Raw genomic sequence first — 20,278 nt, forward strand, 5'->3', positions numbered from 1 at the left:
AAATGAAACGATTTGCAATCACTGGAGTTGGGGGATTTGTCGCACCTCGTCACCTCAAAGCCATCAAAGAATGCGGGGGAGAAGTAGTATGTGCTCTTGATATCCACGACAGTGTCGGAATCATTGATAGCTACTTTCCACAAGCACACTTTTTTACAGAATTTGAACGCTTTGATCGCCATATTGAAAAACTCAAAAGAGAAAAATCGGGGATACATTATCTTAGCATCTGCTCTCCCAATTACTTGCACGATGCACATATGCGTCTAGCCCTAAGAAATGGGGCTCATGCTATCTGTGAAAAACCCCTCGTGCTCACTCCTTGGAATCTTGATGCACTTTTAGAGCTTGAAAGAGAGCATCAAAGGCATATTTACACTATTTTACAATTACGCCTACATCCAAAAATCATTGCCCTCAAAGAAAAGGTGCAATCTGAGCTTGCCAAAAATCCAAACAAAATCTTTGATCTTACTCTGACTTATATTACAAGCAGAGGAAAGTGGTATTTTATTAGCTGGAAAGGTGATGAAAGCAAAAGTGGAGGGATTGCAAGCAATATTGGAATCCATTTCTTTGATATGTTGCAATGGATTTTTGGAGAATATAAAGAAGTCCAAGTTCATCATTCCACCCCCCAAACTAAAGCTGGATTTTTGGAGCTCCAGCATGCGCGTGTCAAGTGGTTTTTAAGTGTTGATTCCCAAACTCTTCCTCCAATTGCTATTGCAAACAATAAACCCACCTTTCGCTCTCTCCAAATTGATGAAAATGAATTTGAGTTTAGTGATGGATTTACAGACCTTCATACAGAAAGCTATAAGAATATTATGCAAGGTCAAGGTTTTAGAGCTATTGAGGCAAAAGCTTCAATTGATCTTACCTATAAGATTCGCTTTTTAGAACCTATTTGTGGCGATATGTTACATCCCTTTTTGAAAGAAAACAATGCCCTTTATTCATCCAAGTAGCATTATCGACAAAGACTGTCAAATCGGCTCAAAGAGTAAAATCTGGCATTTTTGCCACATCTTAGAATCTTCATACATTGGATGTAATTGCGTTATTGGGCAAAACTGCTCCATCGGGCCGCGGGTTAGAATTGGCAATCAAGTCAAGATACAAAATAATGTCAGCATTTATGAAGGTGTGACTTGCGAAGATGATGTCTTTATTGGACCAAGTGTTGTTTTTACAAATGTTATCAATCCAAGAAGCTTTATTGAACGCAAACATGAATTTAAATCTACACTTCTTCAAAAGGGGTGCTCAATTGGAGCCAATGCAACAATTTTATGTGGAATCAAGATTGGAGAATATGCACTCATTGGAGCAGGAAGTGTTGTGACCAAAGATGTCAAGCCTTTTGCATTGATGGTTGGAAATCCAGCCAAACAAGTGGGTTGGGTCGATAAGGCTGGAAAGAAAATGATCTTTTTGGAAGGAAAAGCTCAAGATAGCTATGATCAAACACTCTATATGGAAATTGATGGAGAGATCAAGGAGATTAGAGAATGAAAAAACAACAAATCAGTGATTTTGCTCGACTTAGATTCTTAACAACACGCAAGGATAAAATCACACTGATTTTATTGGTTTTTATGACTGTTTTGCTTTCGATTATAGAAACCATTGGTGTGGGAATCATTATGCCCTTTATCACTTTTGCCTCTAATCCCTCCATGCTTCTTAACAACCCGTATGGCTCAATGGTTTATCACTTCTTTAATTTCTCAAACACTCAAACTTTTATGTTTGTCTTTAGTGGAGCTTTGATTGTGTTTTATCTCTTTCGTTCAATCTATAATGTATTTTATAACTACACAATCAATCTCTTTGCTTTTCGCAAATACCACGATTTGGCTTTCCGTGCTTTTCAAAAACTTCTGCGATTGAACTATGCTGATTTTGTCAATAAAAATTCCGACCTTTTAAGACGCAATATACTCAATGATACCCTTCATACCTCATCTTATATCCGATCTTTTCTCTTGCTTTATTCTGAATTTTTCACCATTGCCTTTTTATACAGCATCTTGCTAATCATTAGCTGGAAAATGACTCTTGTGCTCACTGTTTTGCTTATCAGCAAGGTTTTATTAATCACCAAAACAATCTCTAAAACTCTAAGCAAAAAAGGAGAGCAAAAAGTCGCTATTGAAGGAGGCTTTCTTAAGCTCCTCTCAAGCACTCTTGGAAACTTCAAACTCATCAAAATCAAAGATTCTCAACAAGAACTCGAAAATGCCTTTTTAAATCAAGGCTACAATCGTGCAAAAGTCGAAATCATCTCTCAAACCCTGATGGGAATGCCAAAAAACCTATTGGAGACAATTGGATTTTGCATCTTGATTGCATGTGTCGCCTATATTCTTTATCGCTATGAAGATGCCAGTGCAGTTTTGCCCATTATCTCCATGTACGCACTTGCCCTTTATAAAGTATTGCCCTCAGTCAATAAAATCCTTGATAATCTCAATTTAATGAAGTTCTATCGCAAATCTCTTGAGGTTGTTTATGATGAACTCAAAGATATTCCAAATGCTGAAGGAAAAGAGCCTATTGCCTTCACACAAACCATTTGCCTAAAAAATATTTCTTTTGCTTATTTAGAACAAAAAAACATTATCTCCAATCTCAACCTAACAATTCAAAAAGGTGAAAAAGTAGCCTTTGTTGGACCAAGTGGAGCAGGAAAAAGCACGCTTGTAGATATTATTTCTGGATTTTATACCCCTACACATGGTGAGATTTTTATCGATGAGGTCAAGCTAACGCAAGATAACATTAAGTCTTGGAGAAAGAAATTTGGCTATATCCCACAAAGTATCTACCTTTTTGATGGGAGTGTTGGAGAAAACATTGCCTTTGGATCAGATTTTGATCAAGAGCGCATTATCAAAGCCTGCAAAATTGCAAAGATTTATGATTTTCTTGAAGCACACGAAGGAATTGATACAAAAGTAGGAGATGGTGGAATCAAGCTCAGTGGAGGACAAAAACAACGCATCGGAATTGCAAGAGCAATCTATGACAATCCTGAAATCTTAGTCTTAGATGAAGCAACAAGTGCCCTAGATAACGAAACAGAAGCTCAAATCATGGATGAAATTTATGAGCTCAGCAAAGACAAGACTCTTCTTGTCATCGCTCATCGTTTAAGCACAATAGAGCGATGTGATAGAAAAATCACCATTCGCCCCATCTAGTCTCTTATAAGCCTCCAAATCTACGATGACGCGTATAAAAATCTTGAATAATTGCTTCAAGCTCTGATACGCCAAAATCAGGCCATAATGTAGGGGTAAAAAACAATTCTGCATAAGAACATTGCCAAAGCAAAAAGTTTGACAAACGTTGCTCTCCTCCTGTGCGTATCAACAAATCCACATCTGAAAATTCTTGGGTATCAAGAGAACTCTCGATTAATCGCTCAATCTCCAAAGATTGATTGAGTTCTAATATCTTTTGTTTATTCTTTAAAATCGCACGGCTAATTTCATTTCTTGCCCCATAATTTAGAGCCAAAACTTGATTGAGTGCTGTATTTGAACTTGTTTTTTCCTGCACTTCCAAAATCTTTTCCTTCAAAGGAGAAGAAAACACATCAAGATCACCAATAGCAAAAAATCGAATATTGTTTTTCTGATAAGTCTCTAACTCTCTATCAAGATAATTTTTAAGCATTTTCATCAAAAAATCAACTTCATATTTTGGACGCTTCCAATTCTCAGTTGAGAATGCATAGAGAGTCAGTGTCGTCACGGCATTTTGAGCACACCAAGTCGTAATTTCTCTAACAACATTGACACCAACTTTATGCCCCTCTACCCTTTTTTCACCTCGACTTTGAGCCCACCTCCCATTGCCATCCATAATAATTGCCAAATGCTTTAATTTCTGCAAAATAGCTCCTTAAATCTTCAAATCCAACAATTGCTCTGAAGGCAAAAACAAGGGAGAGATCCTCTGGTCTATGCGTATATCTAAACGATCAATACCCTCAAGCAACTTTTGATGCTCCTGCAAAAAAGATGCAACACTTTCATAGCCTACGCATAGCTCAAGAGTAATTCCCTGATTTTGATAAAGTCTTCCATTCAACTCTCCAAGATGAGGAAATAACGCATAAAAAACCAATTCTCTTTTTTGCATCTTGATTTGACAAAAAGTTTTCTTGGAATCTTGATCGATCCAAAAACTCAAAATCTTTCTTTGTATTCCAAGTAGAAAAAATCCCCAACTCAAAAAATCTTCTTTATTTTGTGCCTGTGAAATTTTATCTAAAGCATATTCTTGCAATTGATCAATTTTGGAGATATCCAAAAAGTTCTTTTTAAATTCCTCAAAGTCAAACCCAAAAGGGGCTTTAGGAATCTTTGGCTCAGATTTAAGTGAAGTTAGCATAATCCCCCCTGTACTCAAAGGCTTCATAAGAGCAAAATACTTCCCTCCCACTTCAAGTGTTTTGAGGCTTTTTGTTTCAAGGGTTTTATTTCCCACCATTAAAAGATAGTGATTGGTTTTTGTTTTTTTAAGAACCTCAATCAAAATAGGCAAGGTTGCATTGAAGTGATTGAGTTTTTTAGAAGAAAGAAGATTAAATTTTTGAATCTGTAAAAGCTTATCAATCATGAAGAAATTTGAGCAATTTTTCTTAAAACCATCAAAGCAAGATCAAATTTATCGCTCATTTCAAATTCATAAATCCCCTCTTGACCAATGAGTGAGATTGCATTTTGTGATGAGCCAAAATGATTTTCCTCTCCTAAAATATTTAAGCACACAAACTCACACCCTTTTTCTTTTAGCATATTTTGTGCATAGAACCTTGCTTGAGAGATATCTTTCTCTGCCTTAAATCCTATTTTTTTGATTCCTTTTAAAGATTTAAGGATATCTATATTCTCTACAAACTCGACCTCTAACCCCTCTGTTTTTTTAATCTTTCCAGCTCTTTTATCTTTAGGAACAAAATCACTTAAGGCTGCAATACCAAAATAATACTCAGCCCCCTTTGAGTGCAAACAAATTGCCTCATAAAATTCTTGCGTACTCTCAACGCTTTGATAAACAATCTCCTTTGGCAGAAAAATAGGCTTAGATGAACTCACAAAGACCACATCAGCCCCTAGCAGAAATAAAGCCAAAGCAAAATAGCTTGCTTGCAAACCACTAGAATAATTTGTGATACATCTCACCTCATCAATTCCCTCACGACTTCCTCCCCCACTTACAATAACCTTTTTTTTATTCCAAAATTTTTCTTGACACACTTCTTTGATTGCTGCAAACGCAATTTCTTCAATCTCACTAAGTGCGCCTATGCCAAACACTCCACAAGCTAGCAAATCCTCTCTAGGTTTAACAATCTTACATCCTCTTTCTTCAAGCTTTTTGATGGCCTCTTGAGCCTGCGGAGAACAATACATCTGTGTATTGGCAGCAGGAGCTAAAATCATTGGCGCAGAACAAGCAAGCATTGTGCTAAGCATCACATTATCAGCCATCCCATAAGCAAATTTTGTCAGAGAGTTAATCGTCGCTGGAGCCAAAATACACACATCTGCCCAAGTTGCATAAGCAATATGTGTCATTCCCCTCCCCCAATCTTCACTTCCCTCTACCAAAACAGGATTCTCACTTAATGCCTCAAAGCTCAAAGTAGACACAAATTTCAAAGCATTGGGGCTCATAGTAACTTTGACATTTGCTCCTCTTTTTTTCAAAAACCGAACAAGCTCAAGAGATTTATAAACTGCAATCCCCCCACTCACACAAAGCAAGAAGTTTTTCCCCTTGATCACTGCTCCACTCCAATCATCTCAAGCAATCCCTCAGGACTTAGCCATTGAGAGTTAGTATCACTACTATATTCAAAGCCACTCTCTACCCTTACACCCTTTTCGCCTAAACGTGTCTGCGTGTAATCAATCGGGGTTTGAAAGCTAATACTTGGCTCTAAAATAAAAAACTTTTCAAACTCAATTGTCAAATGTGAATCATCTTTTGAAATCATTACCTCATGAAGTTTCTCTCCAGGGCGGATACCAATAATCTTTATGGGTAAATTTGGTGCAAGAGCATAAGCCAAATCAGCAATTTTCATACTCGGAATCTTGGGGATAAAAATCTCACCTCCATGCATTCTTTTAAGGCTTTGGATCACAAACTCAACACCCTCTTGGAGTGTAATCCAAAATCTACTCATTCTCTCATCTGTAATTGGTAGAGATTTAGCACCCTCAGAGATCAACTGCCTAAAAAATGGCACAACACTCCCTCTTGAGCCAACAACATTACCATAACGCACAACACAAAATTTGCTCTTCTTCTTTCCGCGTATATTATTTGCACTTACAAACAATTTATCCGAGCACAACTTTGTGGCCCCATAAAGATTAATAGGACTTGCAGCCTTATCTGTGCTCAAAGCAAGCACATATTCCACTCCACAAACCAAAGCACTATCAATCACATTGATTGCACCATTAATATTTGTCTTAATGCATTCAATAGGATTGTATTCTGCAATAGGAACATGCTTAAGCGCAGCTGCATGAATACAAATATCCACTCCCTCCATTGCAGTTTTTAATCGATTCGCATCTCGCACATCACCTATGAAAAATCGCATCCTCTTTCGATCATTGAGCTCTTTTTCCATCTCATATTGCTTAAGTTCATCTCGGCTATAAATGATAATTTTTTTGGGGTTATAGTTTTGGAGAACTTGTGAGACAAAAGCCTTTCCAAAACTCCCAGTCCCCCCTGTAATTAGAATCGTTTTTCCATCAAACATCACTTCACTTCCTTAAAATATCCCATATCAAACATTTGATTGACAATATTAACCAAAATTGGACTTGCTGCTCCACTTCCACCCCCATGTTCAACAAAAATAGTAATTGCATACTTTGGATTTCTATAAGGAACAAAGGCTGTAATCCAACCATGCGATCGGTGAAAATAGCCCATATCTTCCTCTTTGATTCTCTTTTTGATTTCTTGAGGAATTCCCACAACTTGAGCAGTTCCTGTTTTGCAAGCAAACTTCACCTTAGCATCTTTTGTATAGCGATATGCTGTCCCTCCTGGGGAATTGCAAACTTGATACATTCCAAGTGCAATTGCTGGAAGTTTCTGCTTCTGAATTGGGGTAAGAACATTTTGAGTTTGATAGATAACTTTTTCTCCACCCTTTTGGGTCAAAAAATGTGGAACTGGAAGCATTCCACTAGCCAAAAGAGCTGTATATCGAGCAATCTGAATAGGCGTTGCCAAAAAAGCACCTTGACCAATAGAAATATTGATCGTATCTCCCACAAACCATTGCTCGCCATATTGACGCATTTTCCACTCAGGTGTAGGCATAATCCCACTTTTTTCACCAAGAAGATCAATCCCTGTTTTTTCTCCAAACCCCATCTTTTTTAGTGATTGAGCAATATTTTCAACACCTACTTTTTGAGAAAGGAGATAAAAATAAACATCCACACTCTCCTTGATTGCTTTGATCATATCAGATTTCCCATGTCCGCCAATCTTCCAATCCCGAAACTTTCTGCCCCCCAACTCAACATAAGCTGGCGTATCAATCAATGTTTTCTCATCAATTCCTGCATGCTCTAAAAAACTAAGAGCAATCCCCATCTTAACAACCGATCCTGGAGGATAAGCACTAGCAGAGAACTTATTCAAAAGGGGCTTATGGGGATCATCAATAAGAGCTTTCCACTTTTTATGCGGAATCCCCCCCACAAAGTCGTTGAGATCATATTCTGGATAACTACCTGCGGCTAAAATTTCTCCATTATGAACATCCATCACAATAGCTGATCCATTTTTTCCCACAAATTGTTGATCTAAGATTTTTTGAATCCTTACATCTAAACTTGTAGTCAAATCTTCTCCATTTTTGACAGGTTCTTCCAACAAAAGATCAACTTCTTTATTAAATGCATTAACCTTTGTTTTTTTACTCCCCAATTCACCTTGCAAGAAATGATTGTATTTCTCCTCTAATCCTAGCCTTCCCACAATCTTTGTGTATTTTGCAACTAGATTTTTTTGCACATCATCTGCATTGGCAGATCCAACATATCCAATAATATGTGAAGCAAGCATCTTTTGGGGATATAAACGCTTAATGCCAGGGGAGATGACAATGTTTGGGTTTTGAATAAGACGAGAATAAATTTTTTGCATCTCCTCATAGGGGACAAAAGGAATTACAACAATTGGAGAATGATTATAAGGAGAATACCCAGCTTCATACTCCTTTTGAAGCTCATTAAGAGTTGTTTTGGGAAAATAAGAAACCAAAAACTCAAGTGCCTTTTGAAGTGTCTTTTCTGTGCGCAAAAATGGATTAATCGCGACAGAAAAACCTAACTCATTGGTTGCTAAAAGCTCTCCATTGCGATCAAAAATTTGCCCACGAGTTGGTGCAAGTATCTCATTTTTTTCGGTATTGCGTTGTGCAATTTTTTCAAAATAAACATTTGACTTGATACTTAAAAAATACATTCTTAGAATCAAAATCAAACAAATTCCTATACATGCACAAATAAAAATTTTAATCCTTAAGCTCATACAACCAAACCAATAACCCTTCAATCAAAATATATCCACTCAACAACCCCAAAAGCTCTTTCCAGTCAATTGCTTCTGAGGATAAAAATAAAAAATACAAAATACCAAACCCAAGATAGATCATAAAAACACAAAAAATCTTGATCCAAATTACATGAGAGAAAAAATGCAACATTGGCAAATAAAACAAAAGATAAGACAATAAAAAATAAAAAAACAATCCACTAAAACCCAAATTCTTTTCAAACTCTATCCAAAACAAGCACAATAAAACCAATAAAAATTGTGCATATTCCCCCCTCTTAAGATAAAAACAAAAGGCCAAAAACAAAAGACCTAACAAAGGAGGCAAAATGGCATAGATATTCGTCAAAGCGATATAGACAACAAAACATCCAAAAGCAAGGAGTTTTATAAAGATTTTAAAAGTGCCACTTCGTTGCATTGCGGAAAATGCTTGCATTTAATGCAATCTGTCCATATTTTGTGATTGGGAATCTCACTCTTTTGGATTGTATAAAAACCTAATTTTTGGAAAAAATGCTCTTTGTAAGTCAAAACAAGAAGAGTTTGTATGCCCAATGCCCTCCCCTCTTGTTCAATATGCCTTACAAGCTCCTTTCCAATGCCTCTATTATGATATTGCTCATCGACAATCAAGCTACGCACTTCGGCAAGTTCTTGAGTATAAATATAAAGTGCGCAAAATCCGACAATACGCTCACCATCTCTAGCAACAACATAAGATCTAATTGTATTGGCCATTTCTTCTTCACTTCTAGGAAGAATATTACCTTTTTGAACTTCTGGCTCAACTAATGCAAGCATTTGCTGTACATCTTTTAATTTGGGTTTTTCATATTTCACTTTTCTGTCCTAGTGCTATTTTGATAATTTGCTCTTGCAAAAAATTTAAGGGTGTTATTTTACTTTCATTGGCAAATGTTGAAATTAGATTTTCTTTTTTTGCAATAAAAGCCATTTTTTCTTGATTCTTGAGCTTATCAGCTTTTGTATAAAGCTTTAAAAATTTTTGATCTCCCTTGCATAATGTCTTTAAAAATTGCTGAACTTCTTGATCAATCGGAAGGTTTGGATGACGCGAATCGATTAGATGCAAAAACAACTTAATACTCCTACGTTTTTCCAAAAACTCAAGAAGATTTTTCTCCCAAATTCTTTTTTGCTCTTTTGAAACTTTTGCATATCCAAAACCAGGCAAATCAATGATTCTAAACATAATAGGCGCCTCATCTCCACAAAAAGAAGCTTGATAAAAATTAATCAATCTTGTCTTTCCTGGAGTGGAAGAGCTTTTGGCAAGTCCCTGCTTTCTTAAAAACCAATTAATAAAACTTGATTTTCCCACATTGCTTCTTCCCAAACAAGCAATTTCAACGCTCTGAGGTTCTGGGCACTGCGAAAAATGCGAAGCTGAAGTCAAAAAACTCGCATCTTTTATCATGATTGATCCTTATTTTGCTCAAGTGTAAAAATAATTTTTGCCGGCTTTTTCTTATCTCCCTCAACACTTGCAGATCCGCTTCTGCGATTAAGAACAATAACTTCCCCTTTGATTGAATTTTTTTTGCCTTGTTCTTGCACATATGCTTTCCCTATCAAGCGGTATTCTTCTTGAATGGCATCATAAATAATCTGATTTGCATTGCCTTGCATAATACGACCATCATTTGTCTTTACACGAAATCTCACATTTCCCTTAGCTTGGTAGTTAGAAGGTTTTTTATTGTGATCTGTTTTGACAATCACTTCATTTGCATATAAGATATCTCCCTGTTTTTCAATCACAACATTTCCACGCATAATCGTCTGTCCCTTTAATTGATCAGACATAATATGATTTGCACTGACTTCAACCGTTTCTGCAACACCCAAAACAGTGAGGCATATAAAAATTATTGCTCCTCGAACCATATTTTTCCTCTAGGAAGATTAGCTCTCATTATTTGCTTCTTTGCATCATAAAACAAATCATTTCCGGCAAACTCCCCCTCCTGTGTTTTCATCCAAAATTCTCCTTCTGTTTGGAAAATTCTATTTTTAAGATAAAAAACCCCTTTTTGCGCCTCAAATTCTACACCATCAAGATTGGAATATTTTATCCCTCCATCAAATAAATAGCGGTCATTTTTTTTAATTCCATGAAAAACATAAAATGTCTCTTCATTTTCACGTGCTTTCAGAGACTTGAGTCCGCCAATCTCAGGATTATAATTTGTCAAAGAAAAGTCCCAAAATTCTTCACGATCCTCAAACTGCAATCCCTTTTTTCCAATCACTTTGGCTTCTGGTAGATTATTTGCAACACTAAAGAGGGTAAAGTCATTGACTTCAAGCGTAGCGACTTCTTCATTATTTCTTTGTCGCTCTTGCTTCCCCTCCGGAGGGAATAAAATAAAAACAATGGAAAAAAATAAAATTCCAAGAAAAAAAGCATACACCCTAGCAAAAGAATTCAAACCATTGATCCTCTAGATTTTCTCTTTTTAAAATTATCTCAATCATCTCTCTTACCGCCCCATTTCCCCCCTTTGAATCTAGGACACAATCCACCTTATCCAAGATTTGTCTTGCTCCATCACTAGGACAAAAACTCATTCCGCTTTGTGCAAACATCGATAAATCATTTAAGTCATCCCCAATGCTTGCAATTTCATCTTTACTGCATTGAAGCTCTTCTTGTAAGCGTTGAACAATTTCTCCTTTTTGCTTTACCCCCATAAAAACAAAATCAATCCCCAACTCTTTTGCCCTGCGTTCCACAATAGATGAAGTCCTACCTGTAATGATTGCGCTTTTCCTTCCCATTTGCTTCCACACCCTCAAAGCAAGTCCATCTTTGATATGAAAAGCTTTGATTTCTTCTCCAGAATCTAAATAATAAACTCTTCCATCTGTCAATGTTCCATCTACATCTAATAATAACAATCGTATCATTCTCTAATAATCACTCTTCCTTTGATATTGGGGTGTCGTGTCAAAAAGTCATTTGCCTCATCTTCACTTCTAAATCCCTGAATCATGACACGATAAATACTGCCATCATCAAGTTCTTGAGTTTGAATGATGGTTTGGTAATTTTTCAATTGATCAAATTTTTGCTTAAGCTCTTCTGCACCCTCTTTTCTTCTAAAGGCTCCCACTTGCAAAGCAAATATTCCTCCCTCTACACTCTCTTGAGTTTGTCCAACCTTAAATTCTTTTTGAAGATCTCCAGTCATTTCTTGAGGTTTGCTCATCCCGCTCCCAATTACCCCCTTAAATCCAATCACTTCAATCATCACTCGCGCAGTTCCCTTTTTCACCATATCAATTTCACGCGCAGCAGCATTAGAAAGATCAATAATTCTTCCCTCAACAAATGGACCTCGATCATTGATTCTTACAATTGTTGTTTTTCCATTCTCTTTATTATGTACCCGCACAACAGTATTCATTGGGAGAATCTTACTTGCTGCAGTATGGGCATGCATATTGTAGATTTCTCCATTAGATGTTTTTTTGGCATGAAAATCTGGACCATACCAGCTCGCAATCCCATCAAATCGTTCCCCCAAACTAACTCTTTGAGGATAGTACCATTTGCCATCAATTTTATAAGGACGCATCGTAGCTCTCTGAATGGCTTTTGATTCCCTCATCCCCCTTACATCAACACTGCCCAAAATCGATGAAACTCTTCCATCTTCCACCCCATACTCAGGATCTAAAGGAGTGCCCTTACGATACAAATGCAAATCCTCATAATCACTAAATGCCCCTATTCCTCCACGATAAGCACTGTTACTCGAACACCCTGCAAGCACAACAAAGACAATCAAAAAATAAAATAGATTCATTGTTTTTGTGCAACTCTCTTGTTATATTGCTCTTTTAGGATTGGAATAATCAAAGATTGCTTGATTGAAAGATGGCTACTTTTCACCTCATTGACATTTTGAAGTTCAGCAATACTTGTTTTATATTTTTTGGCAATACTATAGAGCGTCTCACCTTTTTTGACACGATGGAGAACATACATTGCATTTTGATTTTTGACAGGTTGAAAGTTTTGTTTAAAAGCTGAGAGTTTGTTGTATGGAACATAAACAGTATATTTTCCCTTACCGGGAGGTAAAAAATTATATTTAAAGTGTTTGTTATATTTTTTTAATTCATCTAAGGATAAATCAATTGACTTTGCCACCTCAAACAAAGGTGTTCCTGCATCTACTTCCACTCCAATGATTGTGCTTGTCGCTCCTCGATTGAGAAAATACTCTCGATTTTCATTTTTTAAAACATCAGCATTATTAAAAGCTAAGCTCATCCCCAGTATCATACGAATATAGTGTCGCGTCTCTTTAGGAAGATAAGCCATATCTGGATCAATGAGTGTTTGTATGTCTTTTGTCCCTGCTTTTTTGATTGCCTTTTGAAGCCTTCCGATTCCACAATTATAGGCCATCGCTGCTAGATACCACTCTCCTGTAGCACTTTTAAGATATTTGAGATAACGAATCGCAGCTTTTGTGCTTTTGATAGGATCGCGCCTTTCATCAATATATTCATTGATTTTAAGCCCCAATTCTCGAGCTGTTTTTGGCATTAATTGCCAAATGCCACTTGCCTTTTTGGGACTATAAGCACGCATTGAAAATTCAGACTCTGCCATAGCTAGAAACAAAAACTCTTGAGGAATCTCTGCCTCCACCATCATAAGGCGCAAAGTAGGAATAATTTCATAGCCTTGATCAAAGCGTTCAACAAAATATTCCCATCTAGCCTGAACGCTTCTTTCATAAGTCATATTGGCTTGGTTGAGGGCTGGAAGAAAACTAACATCCAAATCAAAAGAATGCAAAATTCCTCCACTTGAGCGGACCTGAGGCATCTTAAAATCCACCTTTCCCTCATAATCAATCGCACCAAAAGTCAATAAAGTCGTCGTTCCAAAAGAGATCAAAAATTTTTTCAAATCAAATCCTAATAAGCAAATCACTTCAAAACAAAATCTGCCATTCTACAAAAATAAATTAAAGAGTTCCTGTGTATTTTGATTGCAAAGTTTTTGTATTTTTTCTACAGGAATCCCTAATATCTCAGACATTTTTGACACAATCAAAGGAATGTATTTAGGCTCATTTCTTTCACCTCTAAAAGGATGAGGAGTAAGATAAGGTGCATCTGTTTCTAATAAAATCCTATCTTGAGGAATTAAAGGCAAAACTTCCACCAATCTTTTTGCATTTTTAAAAGTTAAAACACCCCCGATTCCATAATAAAAACGATCGCTTAATTCAAGCAAAATCTTATCTGCATTAAAGCAGTGAAATACTCCTCTTGCATTTGGATATTGCTTAAGAATCTCAAAAACTTCAGCACTTGCTTCCCTTACATGCAAAATCAAAGGCTTATCGACTTTAATAGCAAGCTCAATTTGCATCACAAAGCATTCTCTTTGTCTTTTTTTGTATTCCTCTATACCCTCAATTGGAAGCCTAAAATAATCCAATCCACACTCCCCAATTGCTACACATTTTGGATGATTCTGATTTGCAAAAAGACTATCTAAATCAAAAGTATCCAAATGATAAGGATGCACCCCACTTGCAAAAAATACATTTTGGTATCGCTGTGCAAGCTCAATTGCTCTAGAGCCATCTTGAGGATCCGCACCTGGAATAATAAAATGATCAACACCAACTGCCTGCGCTTCACTTAAAACCAAATCCAAATCTGTTGCAAATACTTCGCTATCTAGATGACAATGTGTATCAACCATTTTTTCTCCCAATCTCACAAAGCTTTCATCAATTTAACTGTAATATTTTACAGTTAAAAACCACGCCAAAGGAAGAGAATGTTTAGCGGTCTTGTTCGAGAAATCGCACCTATCAAACAATTCAAAAATGACAAACTCTATATCCAAAGTACACTTAAACCTTCAATTGGAGACAGTATCGCAGTCAATGGAATGTGTCTCACTGTCATTGAAAACAAAAGCGATGGATTTATCTTAGAGCTCACTCAACACACACAGGCAAATGTCGCTTGTGAAAATCTAAAAGACAGAGCACATATCGAACCAGCACTGCAGATCAAAGATCGCTTTGATGGGCATTTTGTTCAGGGCCATATTGATGGAATTGGAGAAATTATCAACATCACACACCATCACAATCAAAGTGATTTTTTAATCCAAATCCCCTCTAATATCGCTCATCTTTTGATTCCTAAGGGCTCTGTTGCTATTGATGGAATCAGCCTCACTATCTCTGATTGTTATGATCATCTTTTGCATCTCACACTCATCCCCCACACTCTTCAAAATACTCTTTTTGGGAGCTATCAAATAGGCAGAAGAGTTAATATTGAGACAGATATGCTCGTGCGAAGTGTGGCGCATATTTTGAAACGACACAAAGTGAGCAAATGGGAGGAATTTGATATGGCTGTTTTGAGCTACTCATGAAAAAAGCTGTTGCCCTTGCCTACAAGGCCTACCAAGATCGTGCTCCAAAAGTCATAGCTAGCGGAAAGGGAGAGATTGCTCAAAAAATCATTGCCAAAGCCAAAGAATGGAATGTTCCTCTTTTTCAAAATAAAGAATTGGTTGATTCAATTATTCATCTGCAAGCCAATGAAGAGATTCCCCAAGAGCTCTATATGGCTTTGGTTGAAGTATTTATATGGCTCAAAAGATGCGAAGAAAATGCTCAATTGAGCCAATAATTAGCACTTATATTTATCGATTGCAAAGAATCTTATAAGGACACGCTCTACAAAGGGAATAGGAAGTCACTTTCTCAAACTTTTCTTCCTTCCTAATTTCCTCCATCAAACTCTCAAGCTCATCTTCTCCACGCTTCACATCAATTTTAAACATTTCTCCACTCTGCAAATAAGAAAGATGAACTTCAATATCTAAATGAGAAAATAAATTTTGCAAATAAAGAAAATAAAGAGTGCCTTGCAGATGATCTTTTTTCTGTCTATCTGAGAGCTTATAATCAATCACACGAATTATGCAATCCTTTTGATCTACACGATCAATTCTCCCACCAAAACAATTTCCCCTCCACTCAAAATTAAATTGATGCTCTAAAAACAAAATCTCATCGGGCAAGTTTTGCAACTCATATTTCCAAAATTTTTGCATTTGCCTTGCAATGAGAGCTAGTTGCATTTTTATTTTTGCACGATCAGCTTTTTCTTGCGCATCAAATATTTTTCGTTCAAAAATAGATTTTACTTCTCTTAAATCTTGTGCTTCTTTATAGGTCTCATACAACAGATAATGAATCTCACGCCCTATACTCATCGCATCGCTTTGCTCTTCTGACTTAAGCTTCATAAGATATTGAAAATAAAATTTCCTTTTGCATTCTTGAAAAATTTTTAAACTTGAGCTTGAAAAAATAAAATCACGATCTATTTTTGCCTTAATTTCATCTTCTAGATAGTTGATTTCTTTTGCTTGAGGAAAGAGTGTGCGATGGTTGTGATGGATCTTGTATTCCAAACCGATTTCTTGCAAAAATGGAGAGAGCTTATTTTCTAGAAACACAATTTCAACTTCTTTTGAATGCTTAAACAATTCTAAATAATAATGCTTTTGAAGATTTTGCTTATCTTTGATTGTTGGCATTCCAACATTCTGACGCACTTGAGTATTCAAAAACATATCTTGATATGAAAGCAAGGGAATATTATCTTGATTAAAATCTACGATTAAAACTTTTTCAAATTCCACCCCCCTTGTTTCCAACATCCCCATTACTCTTACTTTTCCACCATGACGATCATCTTCTTTGATCTCTTTTGCTTCTGAAAGGAAAAGTTGCAAAATTTCCCTCTTCTCCAAACCTTCCAAAAATGCAAGATTGTGCTCAAATGTTGCCAAAATCTCCAATAGCTTCATTTGCGTGCGATGTGTCAAATAAGACTCTTTAATGGTTTGCTTGATGTATCCAAAAATCTCTAGTATCGTCTGATGCTCATCTGTAAAAAGTTTTTCAATTTTTTCAAATATCCCACCATCTAAGTCTTTTCCCATTGCATAGTTAAAATTTTTTCCCTCATCACACGCCTGCAAAAACTCTGCAAAATCCTCTTTAGGCAGAACAACAGCAATCTTTTGGGGATCTACCCCCTCTTTGAGCCACTGCTGAATCTTGTCAATCACAACACTGCACTCATCAATGCGCGTCTGACAAGAGGTGAGAGAAATACTTGTAGAAAGAGGATGGGGAGATACTTCCAATATCTTTTGATCTGCAAGAGCAATCAAATAGGAATGATGAGGAAGAAAATCAGAATCAATAAAAGCAAAATGAGAAAGATTAAAAGTGTCAATATTAACCTGCAAGACAATGGGAATCTTTTGTGCAATTTGAAGCAAAACATCCCACTCAAAATGCGACAAAAATCCATCAACAAAAAGCCTGATTTCATTAAAACATTTTAAGTAATCCCAAAAAATCTCATATTCTCTAGGAAAATCATATAAACCACAATCGCGCAGTTTCTCTTGATAAGAGTGATAGATCCGCTCAATCACACCCAAATGATCTTCATATTCTCCATAAATATCACTCTGCTTGATTTGTCCTAATTCCACCTTGCTAGCAAACATTTCTTTAAACAACGCAAGCAAAAAAGGAGAAGTTTCTAAAAAACCCAAGAAATTGGATTCAAAAAACAAAAATGCCCTCTCCCTGCTTTCAAAATCAAAATTTCTTAAGACCTGCATCAAAAGAAATTTTTGCACAACCATTGAAGCTCTACTTCCATTGGCACTCAAGATACATTGTGAAAAAAATCCCTCAAGTGTCAAACTTGGAGGGACAAATCCCCCCTCTTGTTGAAAAGCAAAATTTTCTAGAGCTCTAGAACTTGAAAAGACATATAAAGTTTCTCGCTTCAAATCTCTTGAGCCTTTTTCACGATCTCTTCAACACTAATCTTAAAAAATACAAAAAGATCATCACCCTTGCCCGAAGCCCCAAAGCTATCCATTCCAATCACAACCTTTGCGTATCGATACCACTCCATTCCCCTTGAAGCTTCAATTGCGATCGTTTTATTGCGATTACTAAGAATCGAGTCTTGATATGCTTGATCTTGCTGAGAAAACAATTCCATACACGGCATACTAACCACTCTCACAGATTTTCCCTGATTTTTTAGCATTTCAGCTCCCTTGAGTGCTAGATTTACCTCTGAACCTGTAGCCAAGAGAATAACATCAGGATTTTCAGATTCCAAAATCACATAAGCTCCCTTTTGCACTTGATCTTTAGAAACAGGTGATAAAACTTCAAGATTTTGCCGACTTAGCACAAAAGCACTTGGAGCTTTCATCTCTAAGGCAACCTGCATGCAAGCAATATTTTCATTTGCATCAGCAGGACGAAATACCAAAAGATTGGGCATTGCTCTAAAATGAGAGAGTTGCTCGATTGGCTGATGTGTTGCCCCATCTTCTCCCACACCGATACTATCATGCGTCCAAACATACATCACCTGTGTTTTCATAATAGAAGCAACCCTTACACTTGGAGCCATATAATCACTAAAAACAAAAAATGTCGCACAATAAGGCAAGAAAAGTCCATAATTTGCTATTCCATTGCAGATGGCACCCATTGCATGCTCTCTAACACCAAAGTGTAAATTTCTTCCCTTAGGGAAATCTCCTTCATTTTTTAAAAGCGTATTGTTTGAAGGCCCCAAATCTGCACTTCCGCCAACCAGTCCAGAATAACTTCTTGCAATTGCATTAAGGATCTCTCCATTGCTTACGCGTGTGGCAACTTTATCTCCTTGCTTAAATGCAGGATATTGCACTTGAGAAAAATCTGGATTTTGCAACTCTGCAATCTTGCTTTGAACCTCTTGGCTAAGAGATTTTTTCCACTTTTCACATTCACTCATTCCCTTGGCAATGCTTGCTTCAAATGCACTTTTGACTTCTTGAGCAATCACAAAAGCTTGATCTTTCTCAAAGCCCATAAATTCTTTAGAAGCAGCCACAACTTCTGCACCTAAGGGTGCTCCATGAGTTTTATGACTTCCCTCTACTCCCACTGCATTTTTCCCAATGACTGTATGTGCGATAATCAAAGCAGGCTTGCAACTCTCTTTGGCGCTTTTGATTGCCAAATCAATCGAATCAAAATTATGCCCATCACACTCAAAAACATCAAATCCTTGAGCTTCAAAACGCCTAGCGATGTTTTCACTCAAAGCAATCTCAGTCCCGCCCTCAATTGTGATTTTATTACTATCATAAATCAAAATTAAATTTGAAAGCTGATGATGGCCTGCAAGAGAGCAAGCCTCATAGCTAATCCCCTCTTCCAAATCCCCATCCCCACACAAACAATATACAAAATGAGAAATGACATTTTCTCCCAAGATTCTTTGTGCATATTTGCTAGCCATTGCAAAGCCCACTGCATTTGCCACACCCTGCCCCAATGGACCTGTTGTAATCTCAACCCCATGCGTATGCCCAAACTCTGGATGCCCTGGGGTTTTGCTGCCCAATTGTCTAAACTGCTTAAGATCCTCAAGACTCACATCAAATCCCCATAAATGAAGCAAGCTATACACTAACGCTGAACAGTGTCCCCCACTAAACACAAGTCGATCACGATTGAGCCACGAAGAATCTTGAGGGTTAAGATGAAGATGATGTGAAAGCACAACGGCAATATCTGATAATCCCATAGGAGCACCTGGATGACCGCTATTTGCCTTCTGCACCATATCTGCGCATAAAATTTTAAGCGTATTTGACATTATCTCTTTTTGCATTTTTTCTCCTTGTTTTCTAGGATTTGGATTCTACATTGTCTCTTTGGAAAACTCAACTTTTCTTGCGATGAATTCCTTCGCAAACTCGCATTCCAAACAAAACAATCAACCACGAAACATAAATCCAAAGCATTCCAAACAAAACAAACGACACAGATCCATAAATTGTTTCATAAGATCGATTGTGTGCCACATAATAAACAAAACTCCATTTAGCAATATTCCAACCCAAAGATGTCAAAAAAGTTGCAAAAAACAAAGCTTGAGGATTGAGTTTTTTATTGGCTGAAATTTTAAAAAGAAATAAAAACATCATCCATCCCACCATAATCGGGGCTAGTTGCAATAGGTAGGGAAGAAAGATATAAGATTCCCAAATCTTTCTAAATTGAAAAACAAAATAAAACAAAACACCAAAAAGCAGAGGGAACAGAGACACAATCATCCAATACAAACTTAAAGAATCAAAAAAAGTCCGAGGAGAACTACCAAAGACTTTGGAAGTGATATATTCATAGTTTCGGAAAAAGAGAATTGAGGTAAAAAGAATATAAATAAATCCCAAGATTCCCATTTTGGAGCTTTGAATCAAAAGCGGATCTAAAAAGCGAGCAACAATCTCTGAATGAGTGGGAAGAACATTTGAGAGCACAAAGTCTTTGATTTCTAAAAAAGTATTTTGAAAATTGGGCAAAAGTAAGAGAATTGACAGCACAATCAAAAGCAAAGGAATAAAAGCAAAAACAGTATAAAAACTCAGTGATGCAGCATAGACAAAGAGCTCATCCTCATGGGTCAAAAAACTATAAAGAGCCTTGGCTTTACAATATAAGCGTTTTAACATTGATGAGGCCTGTTG

22 protein-coding genes are annotated in these 20,278 nt (G+C 36.7%); 5 read left to right on the plus strand and 17 right to left on the minus strand.

Going from position 1 to position 20,278, the window contains the following annotated elements; all coding sequences use genetic code 11:
• The first annotated feature begins 2 nt into the window (after window positions 1-2).
• The 3 genes from LW137_RS00640 to LW137_RS00650 are packed head-to-tail and all read left to right on the plus strand — an operon-like array spanning window position 3 to window position 3,209.
• On the plus strand, window positions 3-971 hold the full coding sequence (locus tag LW137_RS00640) for a Gfo/Idh/MocA family oxidoreductase (protein WP_233032499.1): 969 nt from the start codon (window positions 3-5) through the stop codon (window positions 969-971).
• Complete coding sequence (locus tag LW137_RS00645) at window positions 949-1,518, plus strand: acyltransferase (RefSeq protein ID WP_233032500.1); 570 nt, start codon at window positions 949-951, stop codon at window positions 1,516-1,518. The genes LW137_RS00640 and LW137_RS00645 overlap by 23 nt, the downstream gene beginning before the upstream one ends.
• Window positions 1,515-3,209, plus strand: a complete 1,695-nt coding sequence (locus tag LW137_RS00650; protein WP_233032501.1) for an ABC transporter ATP-binding protein/permease — start codon at window positions 1,515-1,517, stop codon at window positions 3,207-3,209. Before LW137_RS00645 ends, LW137_RS00650 begins: the two co-directional genes overlap by 4 nt.
• A 4-nt stretch (window positions 3,210-3,213) precedes the next feature.
• Here LW137_RS00650 and LW137_RS00655 read toward each other — a convergent pair whose 3' ends face one another.
• The 14 genes from LW137_RS00655 to LW137_RS00720 are packed head-to-tail and all read right to left on the minus strand — an operon-like array spanning window position 3,214 to window position 14,380.
• Window positions 3,214-3,906 (minus strand): di-trans,poly-cis-decaprenylcistransferase, encoded by a 693-nt coding sequence (locus LW137_RS00655; protein WP_283092218.1) that lies wholly within the window; start codon window positions 3,904-3,906, stop codon window positions 3,214-3,216.
• Window positions 3,907-3,915: 9 nt separating this feature from the next.
• Window positions 3,916-4,635, minus strand: coding sequence for a hypothetical protein (locus LW137_RS00660; protein WP_233032502.1), 720 nt, complete (start codon window positions 4,633-4,635; stop codon window positions 3,916-3,918).
• Window positions 4,632-5,807, minus strand: a complete 1,176-nt coding sequence (gene coaBC / locus LW137_RS00665; protein ID WP_233032503.1) for a bifunctional phosphopantothenoylcysteine decarboxylase/phosphopantothenate--cysteine ligase CoaBC — start codon at window positions 5,805-5,807, stop codon at window positions 4,632-4,634. The genes LW137_RS00660 and coaBC overlap by 4 nt, the downstream gene beginning before the upstream one ends.
• Window positions 5,804-6,802 (minus strand): UDP-N-acetylglucosamine 4,6-dehydratase (inverting), encoded by a 999-nt coding sequence (pseB, locus tag LW137_RS00670; RefSeq protein WP_233032504.1) that lies wholly within the window; start codon window positions 6,800-6,802, stop codon window positions 5,804-5,806. The genes coaBC and pseB overlap by 4 nt, the downstream gene beginning before the upstream one ends.
• On the minus strand, window positions 6,802-8,547 hold the full coding sequence (mrdA, locus tag LW137_RS00675) for a penicillin-binding protein 2 (RefSeq protein ID WP_346344779.1): 1,746 nt from the start codon (window positions 8,545-8,547) through the stop codon (window positions 6,802-6,804). The genes pseB and mrdA overlap by 1 nt, the downstream gene beginning before the upstream one ends.
• A 31-nt stretch (window positions 8,548-8,578) precedes the next feature.
• Window positions 8,579-9,040, minus strand: coding sequence for a hypothetical protein (locus LW137_RS00680; RefSeq protein ID WP_233032506.1), 462 nt, complete (start codon window positions 9,038-9,040; stop codon window positions 8,579-8,581).
• Window positions 9,007-9,423 (minus strand): N-acetyltransferase, encoded by a 417-nt coding sequence (locus tag LW137_RS00685; RefSeq protein ID WP_233032758.1) that lies wholly within the window; start codon window positions 9,421-9,423, stop codon window positions 9,007-9,009. Before LW137_RS00685 ends, LW137_RS00680 begins: the two co-directional genes overlap by 34 nt.
• Before the next feature lie 28 nt (window positions 9,424-9,451).
• Window positions 9,452-10,060: a ribosome biogenesis GTP-binding protein YihA/YsxC gene (yihA, locus tag LW137_RS00690; protein WP_233032507.1), complete on the minus strand. Its 609-nt coding sequence runs from the start codon at window positions 10,058-10,060 to the stop codon at window positions 9,452-9,454.
• Window positions 10,057-10,530 (minus strand): lipopolysaccharide transport periplasmic protein LptA, encoded by a 474-nt coding sequence (lptA, locus tag LW137_RS00695; RefSeq protein WP_233032508.1) that lies wholly within the window; start codon window positions 10,528-10,530, stop codon window positions 10,057-10,059. The genes yihA and lptA overlap by 4 nt, the downstream gene beginning before the upstream one ends.
• Window positions 10,512-11,075: a hypothetical protein gene (locus LW137_RS00700; protein ID WP_233032509.1), complete on the minus strand. Its 564-nt coding sequence runs from the start codon at window positions 11,073-11,075 to the stop codon at window positions 10,512-10,514. The genes lptA and LW137_RS00700 overlap by 19 nt, the downstream gene beginning before the upstream one ends.
• Window positions 11,059-11,553, minus strand: coding sequence for a KdsC family phosphatase (locus LW137_RS00705; RefSeq protein WP_233032510.1), 495 nt, complete (start codon window positions 11,551-11,553; stop codon window positions 11,059-11,061). Before LW137_RS00705 ends, LW137_RS00700 begins: the two co-directional genes overlap by 17 nt.
• Window positions 11,550-12,455, minus strand: a complete 906-nt coding sequence (locus tag LW137_RS00710) for a septal ring lytic transglycosylase RlpA family protein (RefSeq protein ID WP_233032511.1) — start codon at window positions 12,453-12,455, stop codon at window positions 11,550-11,552. Before LW137_RS00710 ends, LW137_RS00705 begins: the two co-directional genes overlap by 4 nt.
• Window positions 12,452-13,573, minus strand: coding sequence for a lytic transglycosylase domain-containing protein (locus LW137_RS00715; RefSeq protein ID WP_233032512.1), 1,122 nt, complete (start codon window positions 13,571-13,573; stop codon window positions 12,452-12,454). The genes LW137_RS00710 and LW137_RS00715 overlap by 4 nt, the downstream gene beginning before the upstream one ends.
• Window positions 13,574-13,618: 45 nt before the next feature.
• Window positions 13,619-14,380, minus strand: coding sequence for a TatD family hydrolase (locus LW137_RS00720; protein WP_233032513.1), 762 nt, complete (start codon window positions 14,378-14,380; stop codon window positions 13,619-13,621).
• Window positions 14,381-14,458: 78 nt separating this feature from the next.
• Between LW137_RS00720 and ribE the strand changes: the two genes are divergently transcribed.
• On the plus strand, window positions 14,459-15,070 hold the full coding sequence (gene ribE, locus LW137_RS00725) for a riboflavin synthase (RefSeq protein ID WP_233032514.1): 612 nt from the start codon (window positions 14,459-14,461) through the stop codon (window positions 15,068-15,070).
• Window positions 15,067-15,330 (plus strand): EscU/YscU/HrcU family type III secretion system export apparatus switch protein, encoded by a 264-nt coding sequence (locus tag LW137_RS00730; RefSeq protein WP_233032515.1) that lies wholly within the window; start codon window positions 15,067-15,069, stop codon window positions 15,328-15,330. Before ribE ends, LW137_RS00730 begins: the two co-directional genes overlap by 4 nt.
• 13 nt (window positions 15,331-15,343) lie before the next feature.
• Here the strand turns inward: LW137_RS00730 and LW137_RS00735 are convergent, their stop codons facing one another.
• The 3 genes from LW137_RS00735 to LW137_RS00745 are packed head-to-tail and all read right to left on the minus strand — an operon-like array spanning window position 15,344 to window position 20,263.
• Window positions 15,344-17,524: a PD-(D/E)XK nuclease family protein gene (locus LW137_RS00735; RefSeq protein ID WP_233032516.1), complete on the minus strand. Its 2,181-nt coding sequence runs from the start codon at window positions 17,522-17,524 to the stop codon at window positions 15,344-15,346.
• The gene (tkt, locus tag LW137_RS00740; RefSeq protein ID WP_233032517.1) at window positions 17,521-19,419 is read right to left on the minus strand and encodes a transketolase; all 1,899 of its coding nucleotides are present in this window, start codon (window positions 19,417-19,419) and stop codon (window positions 17,521-17,523) included. The genes LW137_RS00735 and tkt overlap by 4 nt, the downstream gene beginning before the upstream one ends.
• Window positions 19,420-19,471: 52 nt before the next feature.
• Window positions 19,472-20,263 (minus strand): YihY family inner membrane protein, encoded by a 792-nt coding sequence (locus LW137_RS00745; protein ID WP_233032518.1) that lies wholly within the window; start codon window positions 20,261-20,263, stop codon window positions 19,472-19,474.
• Window positions 20,264-20,278: the final 15 nt, after the last annotated feature.

It is taken from the genome of Helicobacter kayseriensis (genome assembly GCF_021300655.1).
Classification (GTDB): domain Bacteria; phylum Campylobacterota; class Campylobacteria; order Campylobacterales; family Helicobacteraceae; genus Helicobacter_G; species Helicobacter_G kayseriensis.